Source organism: Streptosporangium sp. LJ11, assembly GCF_051918945.1.
Taxonomy (GTDB): domain Bacteria; phylum Actinomycetota; class Actinomycetes; order Streptosporangiales; family Streptosporangiaceae; genus Streptosporangium.
In genome coordinates, this window is the sequence record NZ_JBPXMB010000008.1 from 271,385 (window position 1) to 284,985 (window position 13,601).

General features: G+C 68.8%; 14 protein-coding genes. 6 read left to right on the plus strand and 8 right to left on the minus strand.

Annotation, left to right across the window (positions count from 1 at the left end):
- Window positions 1-113: 113 nt before the first annotated feature.
- Together ACTOQ3_RS14765 and ACTOQ3_RS14770 are read left to right on the plus strand one after the other, a co-directional pair.
- Entirely contained in the window at window positions 114-671 is a 558-nt protein-coding gene (locus ACTOQ3_RS14765; RefSeq protein WP_440083933.1) for an RNA polymerase sigma factor, read from the plus strand.
- Window positions 664-1,719, plus strand: a complete 1,056-nt coding sequence (locus ACTOQ3_RS14770; RefSeq protein WP_440083934.1) for a CU044_5270 family protein — start codon at window positions 664-666, stop codon at window positions 1,717-1,719. The genes ACTOQ3_RS14765 and ACTOQ3_RS14770 overlap by 8 nt, the downstream gene beginning before the upstream one ends.
- Window positions 1,720-1,945: 226 nt before the next feature.
- Here ACTOQ3_RS14770 and ACTOQ3_RS14775 read toward each other — a convergent pair whose 3' ends face one another.
- Window positions 1,946-2,293: an alpha/beta fold hydrolase gene (locus ACTOQ3_RS14775; RefSeq protein WP_440083935.1), complete on the minus strand. Its 348-nt coding sequence runs from the start codon at window positions 2,291-2,293 to the stop codon at window positions 1,946-1,948.
- A 378-nt stretch (window positions 2,294-2,671) separates the two neighbouring features.
- On the opposite strand from ACTOQ3_RS14775, the gene ACTOQ3_RS14780 reads away from it, so the two are divergent.
- The 3 genes from ACTOQ3_RS14780 to ACTOQ3_RS14790 all read left to right on the plus strand — a co-directional run bounded on the left by ACTOQ3_RS14780 (window position 2,672) and on the right by ACTOQ3_RS14790 (window position 4,239).
- On the plus strand, window positions 2,672-2,923 hold the full coding sequence (locus tag ACTOQ3_RS14780; RefSeq protein ID WP_440083936.1) for a hypothetical protein: 252 nt from the start codon (window positions 2,672-2,674) through the stop codon (window positions 2,921-2,923).
- 55 nt (window positions 2,924-2,978) lie between these two features.
- On the plus strand, window positions 2,979-3,227 hold the full coding sequence (locus ACTOQ3_RS14785; protein ID WP_440083937.1) for a hypothetical protein: 249 nt from the start codon (window positions 2,979-2,981) through the stop codon (window positions 3,225-3,227).
- A gap of 217 nt (window positions 3,228-3,444) precedes the next feature.
- On the plus strand, window positions 3,445-4,239 hold the full coding sequence (locus ACTOQ3_RS14790; RefSeq protein WP_440083938.1) for an ATP-grasp domain-containing protein: 795 nt from the start codon (window positions 3,445-3,447) through the stop codon (window positions 4,237-4,239).
- Window positions 4,240-4,577: 338 nt separating this feature from the next.
- Here ACTOQ3_RS14790 and ACTOQ3_RS14795 read toward each other — a convergent pair whose 3' ends face one another.
- From ACTOQ3_RS14795 to ACTOQ3_RS14825, 7 genes are all read right to left on the minus strand, one after another.
- The gene (locus ACTOQ3_RS14795) at window positions 4,578-5,474 is read right to left on the minus strand and encodes an alpha/beta fold hydrolase (RefSeq protein WP_440083939.1); all 897 of its coding nucleotides are present in this window, start codon (window positions 5,472-5,474) and stop codon (window positions 4,578-4,580) included.
- Window positions 5,475-5,598: 124 nt separating this feature from the next.
- Window positions 5,599-6,681 (minus strand): RNA polymerase sigma factor, encoded by a 1,083-nt coding sequence (locus tag ACTOQ3_RS14800; RefSeq protein ID WP_440083940.1) that lies wholly within the window; start codon window positions 6,679-6,681, stop codon window positions 5,599-5,601.
- 175 nt (window positions 6,682-6,856) lie between these two features.
- Window positions 6,857-7,843, minus strand: a complete 987-nt coding sequence (locus tag ACTOQ3_RS14805) for an NAD(P)-dependent alcohol dehydrogenase (protein ID WP_440083941.1) — start codon at window positions 7,841-7,843, stop codon at window positions 6,857-6,859.
- Window positions 7,844-8,099: 256 nt separating this feature from the next.
- Complete coding sequence (locus ACTOQ3_RS14810; protein ID WP_440083942.1) at window positions 8,100-8,756, minus strand: response regulator; 657 nt, start codon at window positions 8,754-8,756, stop codon at window positions 8,100-8,102.
- Entirely contained in the window at window positions 8,753-9,889 is a 1,137-nt protein-coding gene (locus ACTOQ3_RS14815; RefSeq protein WP_440083943.1) for a sensor histidine kinase, read from the minus strand. The genes ACTOQ3_RS14810 and ACTOQ3_RS14815 overlap by 4 nt, the downstream gene beginning before the upstream one ends.
- 320 nt (window positions 9,890-10,209) lie before the next feature.
- Window positions 10,210-11,604, minus strand: a complete 1,395-nt coding sequence (locus ACTOQ3_RS14820; protein ID WP_440083944.1) for an MFS transporter — start codon at window positions 11,602-11,604, stop codon at window positions 10,210-10,212.
- A gap of 193 nt (window positions 11,605-11,797) precedes the next feature.
- The gene (locus ACTOQ3_RS14825) at window positions 11,798-12,742 is read right to left on the minus strand and encodes an SDR family NAD(P)-dependent oxidoreductase (protein ID WP_440083945.1); all 945 of its coding nucleotides are present in this window, start codon (window positions 12,740-12,742) and stop codon (window positions 11,798-11,800) included.
- 197 nt (window positions 12,743-12,939) lie between these two features.
- Here ACTOQ3_RS14825 and ACTOQ3_RS14830 point away from each other — a divergent pair, with 197 nt between their 5' ends.
- Window positions 12,940-13,521, plus strand: a complete 582-nt coding sequence (locus ACTOQ3_RS14830) for a TetR/AcrR family transcriptional regulator (protein WP_440083946.1) — start codon at window positions 12,940-12,942, stop codon at window positions 13,519-13,521.
- Window positions 13,522-13,601: the final 80 nt, after the last annotated feature.

The window sequence follows — 13,601 nt, forward strand, 5'->3', positions numbered from 1 at the left end:
AGCCCGGAGGGGCGAAGGCGTCCAGTGCGCTCTGCCCCTACCGGCGATCGGGAAAGCAGATCGGCCCATCGGGTGATACCCCATGACCGACATTCGCTCCCGAGAGGCTCTCGATGACAGCCACGCCGGTCGAACGACCGCCAGACCAGTCGCTCGACGACTTCTCCGCGGTCTTCGACGCCTACTTCAGCGAGATTCACGGCTACGTCACCCAGCGACTCGGCCCTGGACAGGCCGAGGACGTGGTGGCCGAGACGTTCCTGACGGCGTTCCGCAAGCGAGCGCGATACGACCCCGCCAGGGCCGGCGTCAGAACCTGGCTGTACGGCATCGCCACCAACCTCGTCGGTAAGCATCGCAGGGCCGAGATCCGCGCGCTGCGGGCCATGAACAGGTACGGCCCCCCAGCCGACTCACCCGGCCACGAGGAACGGGTGGCGGCCCAGGTCAGCGCAGAGAGCCTGCGACCCGCGCTCGCCGAGGCCATCGCCCGTCTCGGGCGGGGCGAGCGCGACGTGCTGCTCCTGACGGCCCTGGCGGGACTGAGCCACGAGGAGATCGCCGCCGCGCTCGGTATCTCCTACGGCACGGTCGGCTCGCGGCTGAGCCGTGCCAGAACCAAGATCCGCGCCGCTCTGGGCGCCGACCCGATGAAGGACGATCATGGATGAACTCACCGAGGTCCGTGAACTGTACGGCCGGCCCGCCCACGACCCGTTCGTGAAGGAGAGGGTGCGGGCACGCGTGCACGCGGCGACCAGGCGGCGCCTGCCATGGCAGGCCGGTGTCGCGGGCCTCGCCGCCGCGGCCGCGGCCGCGGCGGTGATCTTCGTGCCCGGCCTGGCCACCTCCACCCCCGCGCTTTCCCCCGCCCCCCGGATCGGCGCGACCATCTTGTCCGGCCCCTCGATCCTGCTGGCCGCCGCGGCCAAGGCCGAGGCCGCTCCCGAGGGCGCCTACTGGCACGTCAAGCGGCTGAACACGATCCGGTGGGCCAGGCCGTACGGCAAGAAGGGCGACACCTACCAACTGGAGAGTTCCACCATCACCGAGAACTGGATCTCCGCGGAGGGCCGGGCCTGGACCGGCTACAAGAAGCTGGCCACGCGCCCCCTCGACGTGGAGGCGTGGCGCCGCGACGGCTCGCCGACCGAATGGAAGGCGGAGCGCGGTGACTCCTCCATCTCGCCGGGCGAGGGGAAGATGGAGTACGGCGCCTTCTCCACCTCGCCAGGCGAAGGGCATCTGGGCTCGTACAAGGACAAGATGAAGTTCCGGTTCGGCGGCGAGCGGCTGACTCTGGAAGAGATCGGAGCGCTGCCCGCCGACCCCGAGGCTCTGAGGAACCGGACGCTGGAGGCCATCCGTGTCGGGGTCGAGCGCTCCGCGGAGGACCACCTGCCGATGGCGTTGGCGTCGCTGCTGTACGAGCTGCCCGCCTCTCCGGAGGTGCGGGGCGCCGCGTACCGGGCGCTGGCGGCGCTGCCCTTCGTGCGGGTGGAGGGCCCCACCAGGGACCCGCGAGGCAGACCGGGCGTCGCGATCGCGTTCCCCGGCCTGTACGACCGGTCCACCCCGAACAGGTTGATCATCGATCCGGACACCTCGATGGTGCTGGCCTTCCTGAACGCCGGCGTGCCGGGCGGGAACAACGGCACCGAGGTGGTGCTGGAGGCCGGCTGGACCGACTCCGAGCCGGTGGCGCCCTCGGCCGAGTAGGGGATGCCCGGCCACGGACGCGGGGGCACGGTGGCCGGGCACGCTCGCGGTTCGCGGGCGACCGGCGAGGATGAGGTCGTTTTCGCCGAGCTCAAGGCCCGGTCGTCGACCGGCCATCGAGCCGGCCGACCTCAACCCGGTGCTCAAGGAACCGGAGGGCCGGGCGGGACCCCGTCCCGCCCGGCCCCGGTGGCTCAGGCCGCGGCACGGCAGGCCCGTCGGCCTGTCACGCCGCGGTGGACGCGGCGAAGCCGGCGACCGCGCGGGCGAAGTCCTCGGGCTCCTCGAGGTGGCCGAAGTGGCCGCTGTTCTCCAGGATGAGCAGTTCGGAGCCGGGGATCAGCTTGTCGAGTTCGTGTGCCCAGCGCACCCCGCAGATGACGTCGTACCGGCCGGTGATCACCAGGGTCGGTGTGGTGATGCGATGCGGTCCGGGGACAGTTGACCTTGTCTGGAGGGTTGGTGTTACGAAAAGCCACGAATTCCTATTGGTTGGGAACATAACGGACAAATACCTACTCTCCAATTCAGTGGTCAGCGACTGGAATTCCCGGAAGTGGGTCTGGCGGTGCATGAAGAGCCGAGTTACGCTGCCCTCAGTGAGCGCGGTGTCGCTCTTCGATCACGCTGGAGGTCTGCTGTGACTTCAGACGGTGGTACGACGGGAGAAGATCGGGCTGAAGTCCGCATTCCCGTTGTCTTCATGTTCCAGCCGACCCGGTTCGAGACGGTTACGGGTGACCGCTTGGCCGAGTGGGAAAGTCACATGATGCAAAACGTCGGGCTTGGCAACATCGCTGATGCGTTCGCGCTCAAAGCCGCTGGAACACGTACGACCTCCTTTTGTCCGGGCAGCGAACCTTATCCAGACGACTGCGACTGGATCCCGGGGTAGTACACCAGCCCATCGCACCTGATTTGTCATTCAAAATTCCATAAGAAAGGTGTTGATGTGGACTCTGGGGACAGTGCTGCCGTAGAAGGTCAGGCCGATGGTCGCATTCCTGTTGTCTTCATGTTCCAGCCGACCCGGTTCGAGACGGTTACGGGTGACCGCTTGGCCGAGTGGGAAAGTTACATGATGCAAAACGTCGGGATGGGTAACGTCACTGACACGTTCGCGCTCAAAGCGACCGGCACTCATACGATTTCTTTCTGCCCGGGCGGGGAAGCGCCCGATGATTGTGACTGGGCTCCGTGGTGACCAACGGAAACCGGTAACAGAAATCAAGTTCCTACCAGCAGGAGAGCGGGCTTACATGGCCTTCAGCGGTGGTGCGGGAGAGAGTCAGGCCGATGGTCGCATTCCCGTTGTCTTCATGTTCCAGCCGACCCGGTTCGAGACGGTTACGGGTGACCGCTTGGCCGAGTGGGAAAGTTACATGATGCAAAACGTCGGGATCGGTAACGTCACTGACGCGTTCACGCTCAAAGCGACAGGTTCGGCAACATACTCATGGTGCGGTAACAACAGCATCGACGAATGCGACTTTCTTGAACACCCGTAGCGGCAGACCGAAGGCAGTCATTCTTTCATGCACAAATGACTTGCACGCGCTCGCAGTTCAACGCAGGATGTGCGAGTTCTTTAATGTCGACTGTGATGTGGTCGAGATCGATTCTTTTTCCGGTCACCGAGCCGGCCTCACTTGGTCGACCACCCCCGGAGATCTGTGTGTGCTTCCTACGCGGGGTGGTGGAAGTATTGCGGTTGCGGATATAAACGTGATCTGGTATCGACGAGCAAATCTTCCGCAAAACGGAATCAGCGACCTCGCTGCTGACGCATATGTGGACGTCGTCAATCAGAGCTGTACCGCAACCCTGCATGGCCTCCTCGATGTGGAATTCTCGGGTACTTGGGTAAGTGATCCTGACGCCACACGCAGAGCCGAGAATAAGCTCGTACAGCTCCGCGCCGCCGGCTTGGCCGGTTTCAAGGTCCCTCGGACCTTGGTCTCGCAGGATCCTGAAGAGATCATGCGTTTCTATGAGGCCGTCAGTGGAAACGCCATCATGAAGCCGGTTCGAGCATCCAGACATGAACAGCTGCTGACAATGAAGGTCACGCGTGAGCATCTGCTTCATTCGGATGCCCTGCGACTTTGTCCGACCATCTTCCAAGAGTACGTACCTGGAAGTCGGCACCTCAGAGTCCTCTGCTGCGGCTCCGACACATACGCCGTTGAGATCGAGTCTCAAGATTTGGATTGGCGTCCGAACCTTGATGTGCCCTTCACGCCCACAACCCTCGATCCGGTCACGATTGAACGCCTTCACCGAGTGCTCGAATTGTTAAATCTTAGAATGGGAATATTCGATTTAAAGATTTGCGACGGCGAGCCCGTTTGGCTTGAAGTAAATCCTCAAGGACAATTCCTTTTTCTCGAAGGGTTGACCGGGATGGAGTTGACGCATGCCTTCGCCGAGTTCCTTTATGTGACGGCACGGCGCGACATGACGAGTGGACGCCATTCGATGAAAGAGCCCAGGAGGGCATCTACCAGTGCTGACGGGTAGAGATGCTGTTGGTTGGTGCGTCCTTCGATGTCGTACGGCCGGTGTCGACGCCACCGTGCGGGAAGTCTCAGCACAGGCCGGCGGCCGACCGCTCGGGCCAGGGTCGAAATCCCCGCGTCCAAAACTCCTCATCGGCACGAGATGTGACGTCCGTGATCGGTCCTTCGAAACGGGGTTCCGAAGGACCGATCGATCAGGGGAGTACGAGAAGAGGCGGATATCGCGCAGGGCCGTGGCTTTCTGCGCGCACCGCGCCGGTGGTAGGTGATCGCGTTCCGTGACCCGCGCATCATCTTCGAGCGGGTCTTTTCGCGGTTATGAGCAGGCCCGTCGGCCTGTCACGCCGCGGTGGACGCGGCGAAGCCGGCGACCGCGCGGGCGAAGTCCTCGGGCTCCTCGAGGTGGCCGAAGTGGCCGCTGTTCTCCAGGATGAGCAGTTCGGAGCCGGGGATCAGCTTGTCGAGTTCGTGTGCCCAGCGCACCCCGCAGATGACGTCGTACCGGCCGGTGATCACCAGGGTCGGTGTGGTGATCGCCCCCAGCAGCTCCCGGTCGTCGATGACGTCGGGGGCCAGATGCTCGTCGAGACCCGAGATGTGTGATCCGCTCACCGTGGCCCGCAGGGGCGCGAACTCCTCCGCGCGCCCCCAGTAGTCGGCGAAGTAGGCCGGGAGCAGCCCGCGGATCGTGGCGGTGAACTCCTCGTCGTTCGAGATGGCGGGGATCGACCGGAAGGCGTCGAGGACTCCCTGGAGCTCGGGATTGCCCGCGTTCCTCCGGGTGAACTCCTCCATGTTGCGCATGGCCTCGGCGAAGTGCTCGGCCCCGGTGACCGGTGCGCTGTCGTACAGGACGATCCCGGCGAGCCGATCGGCGTGGCGCAGGGCGTAGTGCTGCACCACGAAACCGCCGTGCGAGTGGCCGAGGAGGTACACCTTCGGAAGCGCGAGGTGGTCGATCAGGTCGTCGAGGGCCTCCGCGTAGCGGTCTCGCGTGTAGCCGTGGGGGTGCGTCTCGAGGCGGCCCGATCCGCCCGTGCCGATCGGCTCCACGTACACCACGGTCAGGTGCCGCTCCACCGCCGGCATCCTCATGTACTCCCAGAGCACGCCGGGGCCACCGGAGTGTGCCAGGCACACCGGTCCGGTGCCGTGGACGTGGTAGCGCTGGACGATGCCGTTCAGGTCGACGGCGTGGGTGCCGGGCGACAGCGGGTTCGTGTCGAGGGCGTTCATGGGATCTCCGGTCGTGTGGTGTCGTCACTGACACCGACAGGACGCGGGGGCGGCGGGTAAGTTCGATCCGGTCCCTGTGATCGTGGTCACAGCCGCAGCCGCGGGTGGAGCCGCCGTTCCGTGCTCAGGCCGGTCCGGAGGGCCGTGGATCGTGAAGGGCCGTTCCTGAGGGCCGCGGATGGTAGAGCCGCAGCTGGTGGACCCGCCCCTTGTCGAGGGACATGAGCCAGGTCACGGCGGGCGGGCAGTGTTCCGGGTTATCCACCGGATTGACGATGTCCATCTCCCAGATGGTGATGTCACGGCTGGCGACCACGTGGGCGAGGTGCTGGCGGACCCCGGCCTCCAGATCGCCCTCCATTCCCCTGAGCAGGAAGTCGTGCCCGATCGTCGGGCGCTCCCCGACGAGCAGCGCGACCTCCGGCGACCACCGTTCGGCCAGGACCTCGGCGAACCTCCCCCGCGCGGCCGCCTCCAGGGTCTCCAGGGCCTCCCGCCGGCTCGCCGCGGCCAGCTCGGCGGCGTCGCCGTGCGCCGAGTCCGCGGTCGCCCGCAGGGCCTCGGCCAGCTTGGCCCTCCCCTGACTGAGCCGGCTGCGAACCGTGCCCACCGGTACCGCGCAGGCCGCCGCTATCTCCTGGTAGGACGTGACGCGACTGCTGAAGTGCCGCAGCATGACGGCCGTCCGGACGGGCGGGGGCAGTTCCTCGATCGCCCGCCAGACCCAGTCGCGCAGCGCGTGCCGCTCCAGTGCCTGCTCGGGGGTCGCGTCCGGGGAGGGCAGCGCGAGCTCGTCGAGGAACCGGGTGTCGTGGGCGGACCGGAGACGCGTCCGGCACGCGTTGCGGACGATCATCCGCAGCCACGGTCCCACCGCGGCGGGGTCCCGGACGTCGCCGATCCGCCGGAGCGCGACCAGCGCCGCGTCCTGTACGGCGTCGTCCGCGTCCGGCCCGTGCCCCAGCAGGCTCAGCGCCACCGCGCGCATGCCCGCCCGGTGGCGCTCCAGCAGCAGCCCCAGCGCCGCGACGTCCCCGGACTGGGCGCCGAGGGTGAGTTCCGGGTCCGAGATCCCGCTGGCCGTCATGCCGGTCCACCTCTTGCTCCGGCCGTCTCCACGGTCCGGCCGATTCGCTCCGGCCGTCCTCATGGTCCGGCCGATGCCGCTCGCGACCGTGGTCCCGCAGGTGGTGACGGTCGCATCCATGATCGTTGATCGTCCGTGCTCGGTTCCGCACGGGCGCCCAGCATACTTCGGGGTGCCGGATGCGCCGGCGGCGGCGAGCTCCGCCGGGTGGGCCGCCACCCCGCGAACCGCGGAGGCGGGCCGCCTGCGGGCCGCGCCTCAAGGTGGTCGTCGTACGCGCGGCGGGTCCGTCGTCTCAGAGTTTGATGACGACCTTTCCCGGCACGTGCCCCTTCTCCTGGTATTCGACGGCCGTCCGGATCTCCTCGAACGGGTAGAGCCGATCGATGACCGGGGTGACCTTCCCGGCCTCGATGAGCTCGGTCAGCGTCACCAGGTTCCTCTTGTTCTCCGTGTAATGGACCACGTCCGTCCTGGCCGTCCGCTGGGACACGAACGGCGCGGTCGCGAGGGCCGAGAACATGTGACCGACGGGTCGCAGCCATCGGCCGCCCGGCCCGCCGACGATGACGTAGGCCCCTTTGGGAGTCAACGTCCGGCGGCAGGCCGACACCGGGCGGCCCCCCGCGACGTCCAGCAGGAGGTCGTAGCGCCGCTCGTCCCGGGTGAAGTCCTCCTTGGTGTAGTCGATGACCTTGTCGGCGCCGATCGACCGGACCATGCCCACGTTCCCCGTGCCGCAGACGCCGGTGACCTCCGCGCCGAACGCGCGGGCGATCTGCACGGCGAACGTCCCCACCCCTCCCGAGGCGCCGTTGACGAGGACCCGGTGCCCCGGCTGGATCCGTCCGTCGTCGCGCAGGCCCAGCAGGGCGGTGCACGCCGCCATCGGTACCGCCGCCGCCTGCTCGTACGACAGGTTCTTCGGTTTCGGCGCCAGCCTGTCCTCCCTGACGCACACGTACTCGGCGAAGCCGCCCTCCTCGAGCAGCGCGAACACCTCGTCGCCGGGGCGGAACGCCGTCACGTTCGCGCCGACCGCCTCGACCTGCCCGGCCACGTCGGCGCCCAGGATGGCGAGCTTCGGGGCGCGAAACCCCAGGGCGCCGGGCATCAGGCGCGCGACGTACGGCTCGCCTCTCATGTTGTGCCAGTCGTAGGGGTTGACGGAGGTGGCGCGCACCCGGACGAGCACCTCGCCGTCGCCGGGAACGGGCGTGTCGATCTCCGTCAGATCGAGGACGTCGGGGGAGCCGTACGAGCGCAGGACGAACGCTTTCAACGCATTCTCCTCATCCATCGCGGGTGGGTACGGGTCTGTCGGGGCGCCACGCCCACGGATCGGTGCCGGTGGATCGGTGGCGTCGCCGACCAGGTGGCGCCGAGGGTGTCTCGGGCCATGAGAATCACGGTAGAAGGCCCCCGCGAGGGACTCATCAGCCGAAAGTACGCCCGATCGATGGACGATCGGCGGGCTCCGGGCGGGCCGTTCCACCGGCGGGCCGCCACCGTCCGAGCCGTTCCCCTCGCCGCCCGGATCAGCTCCGAAGGCGCCTGGTCTCGTAGGCCCACATGGCGATCTCGACGCGGTTGCGGGCACCGAGCTTGGCCATCAGGCTCGCGATGTGGGACTTGACGGTGCTGAGGGAGATGTGGAACTCGTCGGCGATCTCGACGTTGGTCCGCCCCCGTGCCACGGTGACGAGGATCTGTTCCTCCCGGTCCGTGAGCGCCTCGACGGGGTGCAGCGAGGGTGAGGTGGGCCCGGCGTCGGCGAAGGCGCCGAGCAGCCGCGCGGTGACGCTCGGGGCGATGAGCGCGTCACCGCCGGCGGCGGCGTGGACGGCCTGGGAGAGCATGACGGTGCCGGCGTCCTTGAGCAGGAAACCCCTGGCACCGGCCCGCAGCGCGGCGTAGACGTATTCGTCGAGGTCGAACGTGGTGATGACGACGACGGCGAGGGGATCGTCGACGTCCGGCCCGGCGAGGAGGCGGGTGGCCTGGATGCCGTCGAGGCCGGGCATGCGGATGTCGAACAGGCACACGTCGGGGCGCAGGCGCCGCGCGAGCTCGACGGCTCGCCGCCCGTCGGCGGCCTCGCCGACGACCTCGATGTCCGGCTGGGCGTCGAGGATCATCGCGAGCCCGGTACGGACGATTTCCTGGTCGTCGGCGACGAGCACCCGGATGCTCACGCCGTCGCCCCTGCCCGGGGCAGTACGGCGGTGACGGTCCAGCCCCGCTCGGGGTTCGGGCCGGCCTCGCAGGTGCCGCCGAGCAGCTCGGCGCGTTCGATCATGCCGATGAGCCCGTATCCCGGCGCGGGCGGGCGTACGGAACCGGTGTCGCCGTCGTCGCTCACGCGCAGGCGCACCGACGTGTCGTCGGCGGTGACGCGGACCTCGACGCGAGTGGCGTGGCGGGCGTGCCGCCGGGCGTTGGTGACCGACTCCTGGGCGAGGCGGTAGATCGCGGCCTCGACCGACGGGGGGAGGTCGCCGAGGTCGTCCGGGATCTCCACGTCGACGGACGGACCGGAGCCGCCCCGGCCCGCGAACTGCCGGAGGTCGGTGACGCGCCGGCCGGGTGCCAGCTCCGCAGGTTGGGTCCGGCGCAGGACGCGGACCATGGCGCGCATCTCGGCGAGGGCGCGCGACGCCTCGGCCTCGATCACGTGGAGCGCCTCGGTCGCGGCGTTCGGTCGCGACGCCGAGGTGGCGATGCCGGCCTGGGCGCGGATCGCCATCGCCGAGACGTGGTGGGCGACGATGTCGTGCAGGTCGCGCGCCAGCTGCTCGCGTTCGAGCATCTTGACCTGGTCGAGCTCGCGCATCCTCGCCCGCGCCCGGTACCGGAGCGCTCCGCCCAGGGCGACGGCGGAGAACATGACGGCGAACGCGGCGACCACGTCGGCGGGGGCGAGGCGGTCGAAGACGATCGAGAGGTGAACCGCGACGAGCATGATCGTCAGCCCGATCACCGCCTCGCGTCCGGACCCCCACCGGAACAGCGAGTACACCACGAGCAGCAGATAGGCCATCGTGTACGTCTCCGCGGAGTCGCCGCCCGTCAGCAGCGGGACCAGGCTCGTGACGCCGAAGACGATCATGACCACCGGCAGCGGTCTGGTCCGGCGCCACAACAACGTGGGGACCAGCCCGACGGTGACCGCCACCGAGACGGCCCGCCACGGAAGGTCGGGCCGCAGCACCCCTTCGAGCAGCGCGATCGGCACGAGCACCCCTACGAGCACCCAGTCCCGCCACGCTCGCGGCGGCGGGTCGGGAGGGCGGGGCTCGTCCCACACGGAGCGAACAAGGGGGAGCACCTCCTCATGGTACGAGAGTACGCACCACTTCGGATCGGCCCAAAGTACGAGAGGCGCGTTCCACCGGCGGTTCGTGGCGGCCCCACCGCGTCACCGGTCGCCGGGTGACGCCAGGCGGGCGGTCTGGGTCTTGAGGACCGCGATGGTGTTGGTGACGTCGATCCTCGTCTCCGCCAAGAACCCGACGGTGATCGCCTTCACGTTCGCCTGGATGGCCGGGGTGGCCCGCCGGATGATCCTTTCCGGCGGGCCGAGAGAGGCCGCCGGTTCTCCCGCGGGCCCCGGCGCCGGCGGTTGACGGCGGGCGGACGTCCGGCCCGTCACCTCATGACGTCCTGGTGGGCCCGCCGCTGGGGCGGGATGGTGCCGAGCGCGTCGCCTTCCACCGGCGTCTCCCCGACCGGCGTCTCCCCGACGGCCGGCGCCCGCCGGTGGCGGGTGACGCGCGGGACCGCGGCGACGAACAGCGCGCCCAGCAGGGCGGGCAGGACGAACCCGTAGAAGTTCCATGCGAATCCGAGTCCGGAGCCCAGCAGCCAGCCGCCCAGGAGCGGGCCGGCGATCGCGCCGGCCCTGCCCACGCCGAGCGTCCAGCCGAGGGCGGAGCCCCTGCCGGAGGCCGGGTAGAAGATCGCCACGTAGCCGTTGACCAGGATCTGGGTTCCCACGCTGCCCAGCCCCGCGACGGCGACGCAGAGCATCAGCAGGCCGGTGCCCAGGTCGAGGCTCATCAGGTAGATGGACACGGTGGCGGCCAGGAAGGCGCAGACCGTGATGGCCTTGGCCCCGATCCTGTCGGCGAGGGCCGACATCACGATGGTGCCGGCGATCGCCCCGACGTTCAGGACGAGCAGGAACCGCAGCGAGGGCCCGAGGGGATAGCCGGCCTCGCGCATGATCTGCGGCAGCCAGGTGTTGAGTCCGTAGACCAGCAGCAGGCCGCAGAAACTGGCCGCTCCGAAGAGAAGGGTGGCGGCGAGGTAGCCCCGCCGGAACGGCAGCGTGAAACCCTTCCCCGCGCGCGGCCCGGCGGGCTCGTCGCGACCGTCGCCGAGGTCCAGCCCGTAGCGGGCGGCCACGGCCTCGGCCTCGGCCCGGCGTCCCCGCGCCAGCAGATGGCTCGCCGACTCGGGAAGCAGCCAGATCGCGAGCGGCAGGATCAGCACGATGGGCGCGGCTCCGACCAGGAACATCACCCGCCAGCCGTGCTCGGCGAGAAGCGCCATGGCCACCAGCGCGGTCAGGCAGCCGCCCACCGGATAACCGCAGAACATGAGCGCGTTGTAGAGGTTGCGCCGGTTCCTCGGGGCGTATTCGACGGTCAGTGCGATCGTCGTCGGTACGACACCTCCGAGGCCGAGACCCGCGACGAAGCGGAACAGGCCGAGGGTCTCGGGTGACGACGCCGTGGCGCACAGCACCATGGCCACGGAGAACCACGCGATGCTGACAAGGATGATCTTTCGTCGCCCGACGACATCGGTGATCATGCCCGCCACGACCGCGCCGATCAGCATCCCGATCAGGGCGTAGCTCCCGATGGCCCCCGCCTGCGCCGGGGTGAGACCCCACTCCTGGTCGTCGAGCAGGCTGGGAACCACCGACCCGTAGACGATCAGGTCGTAGCCGTCGAAGACGATCGTGAAGAAGCAGATGGCGACGACGGCGAGCCCGCTCCTGGGGCGCGCGGGCGACGAACGGTCGGTCGTGTGCATTGTTCACTCCGAAACGTGAGGCTCGGATATAAGCGTTGTGGCGAAATTACAACGCGTGCACGACGACGGTCCAATAAAACATCATGCTGAAAACGATAAGTGAATTCTAATGGCTGCTTTTCTTATTCCCCGGTACGGGAAACCGCGCCGGCTGCCATTGGTACATGGATATGTTGTGACGGTCAAGCGCGGATCACGGGGTGAGCGTCTCGACGGACACCTGCCAGAGACGGGCGGCCGCCTCGGGGTCGAGGGCGTACGCGGCGACCCCGGTGCGGGTGCCCGGCAGGTTCGGGCCGGCCTCGTTGCAGTCCTCGAAGTAGCGCCCGCCGACGCCTTCGAGCAGCGGCGACGTCGCGACCAGCACGGACGTGGCGGCACCCTGCTCGGGCGTCTTCCACGTGATGCCCGAGCCGGCGGCCGCCGCGATCGCCCGGTCGAGCTCCTCCTGGGAGACGTGCCGCTGCAGGTTGGTCCGGATGCCGCCGGGCATGAGCGCGTTGACGGTGATGCCGTCGCTCTCCCAGCGCCTCGTCGCCTCGACCCCGAACAGCACGTTGGCCGTCTTGGACTGCCCGTACGCGGACCACGGCTCGTACGCGCGCTCCCTGAAGTGGATGTCCTCGAAGACGACCGGCGAGCGCAGGTGCGCGCTCGAACTGACCGACACGACGCGGGCGCCGCCGGCCGCCGCGAGTGCCCGGTGCAGCCCGGTGGCGAGCGCGAAGTGGCCGAGGTGGTTGGTGGCGAACTGCAGCTCCCAGCCCTCCGGGGTGCGCGTCTCGGGCGACGCCATGACGCCGGCGTTGTTGACGAGGATGTGCAGCGGGCCGTCCCACGCGGCCGTGAACGCCGCCACGGACGCCTGGTCGGCGAGGTCCAGCGGTGCGACGAGGACCTGCTTGCCGCCGGTGGTCGCGATGATGTCGTTCGCGGTGCGCTCTCCGGCGTCGAGGTCGCGTACCGCCAGCGTCACCTCCGCGCCCGCCCCGGCGAGCGCCCGCGCCGTCTCGATGCCGATGCCGGACGCTCCGCCGGTCACGACGGCGCGGCGGCCGGTGAGGTCGATGCCGTCCACGACCTCGGCGGCGGTGGACGCGGCGGTGAACGGGGTGCTGATACGTGCGGTCTCAGTCATGATCGTGCCTGTCCTGTCGGCGATGTGCTCGGCGATGTGCTCGGTTGTGCGAAGGGGAGGCCCGGCCGGTACGATGTGAAAACGGAGGACCCTCCACTACGAACCACTGTAAGTGGAGTTTCCTCCGCTTAGCAAGTCGCCCCCCCGGCGTCCAGCGCGCCGGCTACCACGTCCGCAGGGACTGACGAGGAGAAACCGTGTCGGCCACCGGCCCCCGACCGTTGCGCGCCGACGCGCGGCGCAACCGCGAACGGCTGCTGGAGGTCGCCGTGCGCGCGTTCTCCCACGACGGGCCGGACGTGACGCTCGACGCGATCGCGAAGGCCGCGGGCGTCGGCATCGGCACGCTCTACCGCCATTTCCCCACCCGCGAGGCGCTCATCGAGGAGGCGTACCGCAGCGAGCTGAACAGGCTGTGCGACGTCGTGCCGGACCTGCTGGGGGCGATGCCGCCGGACGAGGCGACGCGCACCTGGATGGATCGCTTCGTCGACTACATGACGACCAAGCGCGGCATGGCCGACGCGTTGCACGCGGTCATCGCGTCCGGCGGGAATCCGTACGCGCAGAGTCGCGACCGGCTGGTCGAGGCGATGACGACGCTGCTCCGGGCGGGTGCCGCCGCCGGGACCGTGCGCTCGGACGTCGATCCGGTCGACGTGCTCACGGGCATGGGCGGTGTGTCCCTCGCCGCGGGAGAGCCCGCGCAGCGCGACCAGGCCCGCCGCCTGCTCGACCTGCTGATGGACGGCCTGCGCTACCGCGCCACCGCCCCCTGAGAACGGCGAGGCCGTGGGCCTCCGCGGCGGCGGAGACCCACGGCGTGGGGTGGAACGCCTGATCAGCGAGGAGAGCGCTA

Bases quoted from the DNA above. Each gene is read 5' to 3' on its own strand.
- ACTOQ3_RS14765 (WP_440083933.1), top strand. From the start codon at position 114: ATGACAGCCACGCCGGTCGAACGACCGCCAGACCAGTCGCTCGACGAC.
- ACTOQ3_RS14770 (WP_440083934.1), top strand. From the start codon at position 664: ATGGATGAACTCACCGAGGTCCGTGAACTGTACGGCCGGCCCGCCCAC.
- ACTOQ3_RS14775 (WP_440083935.1), bottom strand. From the start codon at position 2,293: ATGCACCGCCAGACCCACTTCCGGGAATTCCAGTCGCTGACCACTGAA.
- ACTOQ3_RS14785 (WP_440083937.1), top strand. From the start codon at position 2,979: ATGGCCTTCAGCGGTGGTGCGGGAGAGAGTCAGGCCGATGGTCGCATT.
- ACTOQ3_RS14795 (WP_440083939.1), bottom strand. From the start codon at position 5,474: ATGAACGCCCTCGACACGAACCCGCTGTCGCCCGGCACCCACGCCGTC.
- ACTOQ3_RS14800 (WP_440083940.1), bottom strand. From the start codon at position 6,681: ATGGATGCGACCGTCACCACCTGCGGGACCACGGTCGCGAGCGGCATC.
- ACTOQ3_RS14820 (WP_440083944.1), bottom strand. From the start codon at position 11,604: ATGCACACGACCGACCGTTCGTCGCCCGCGCGCCCCAGGAGCGGGCTC.
- ACTOQ3_RS14825 (WP_440083945.1), bottom strand. From the start codon at position 12,742: ATGACTGAGACCGCACGTATCAGCACCCCGTTCACCGCCGCGTCCACC.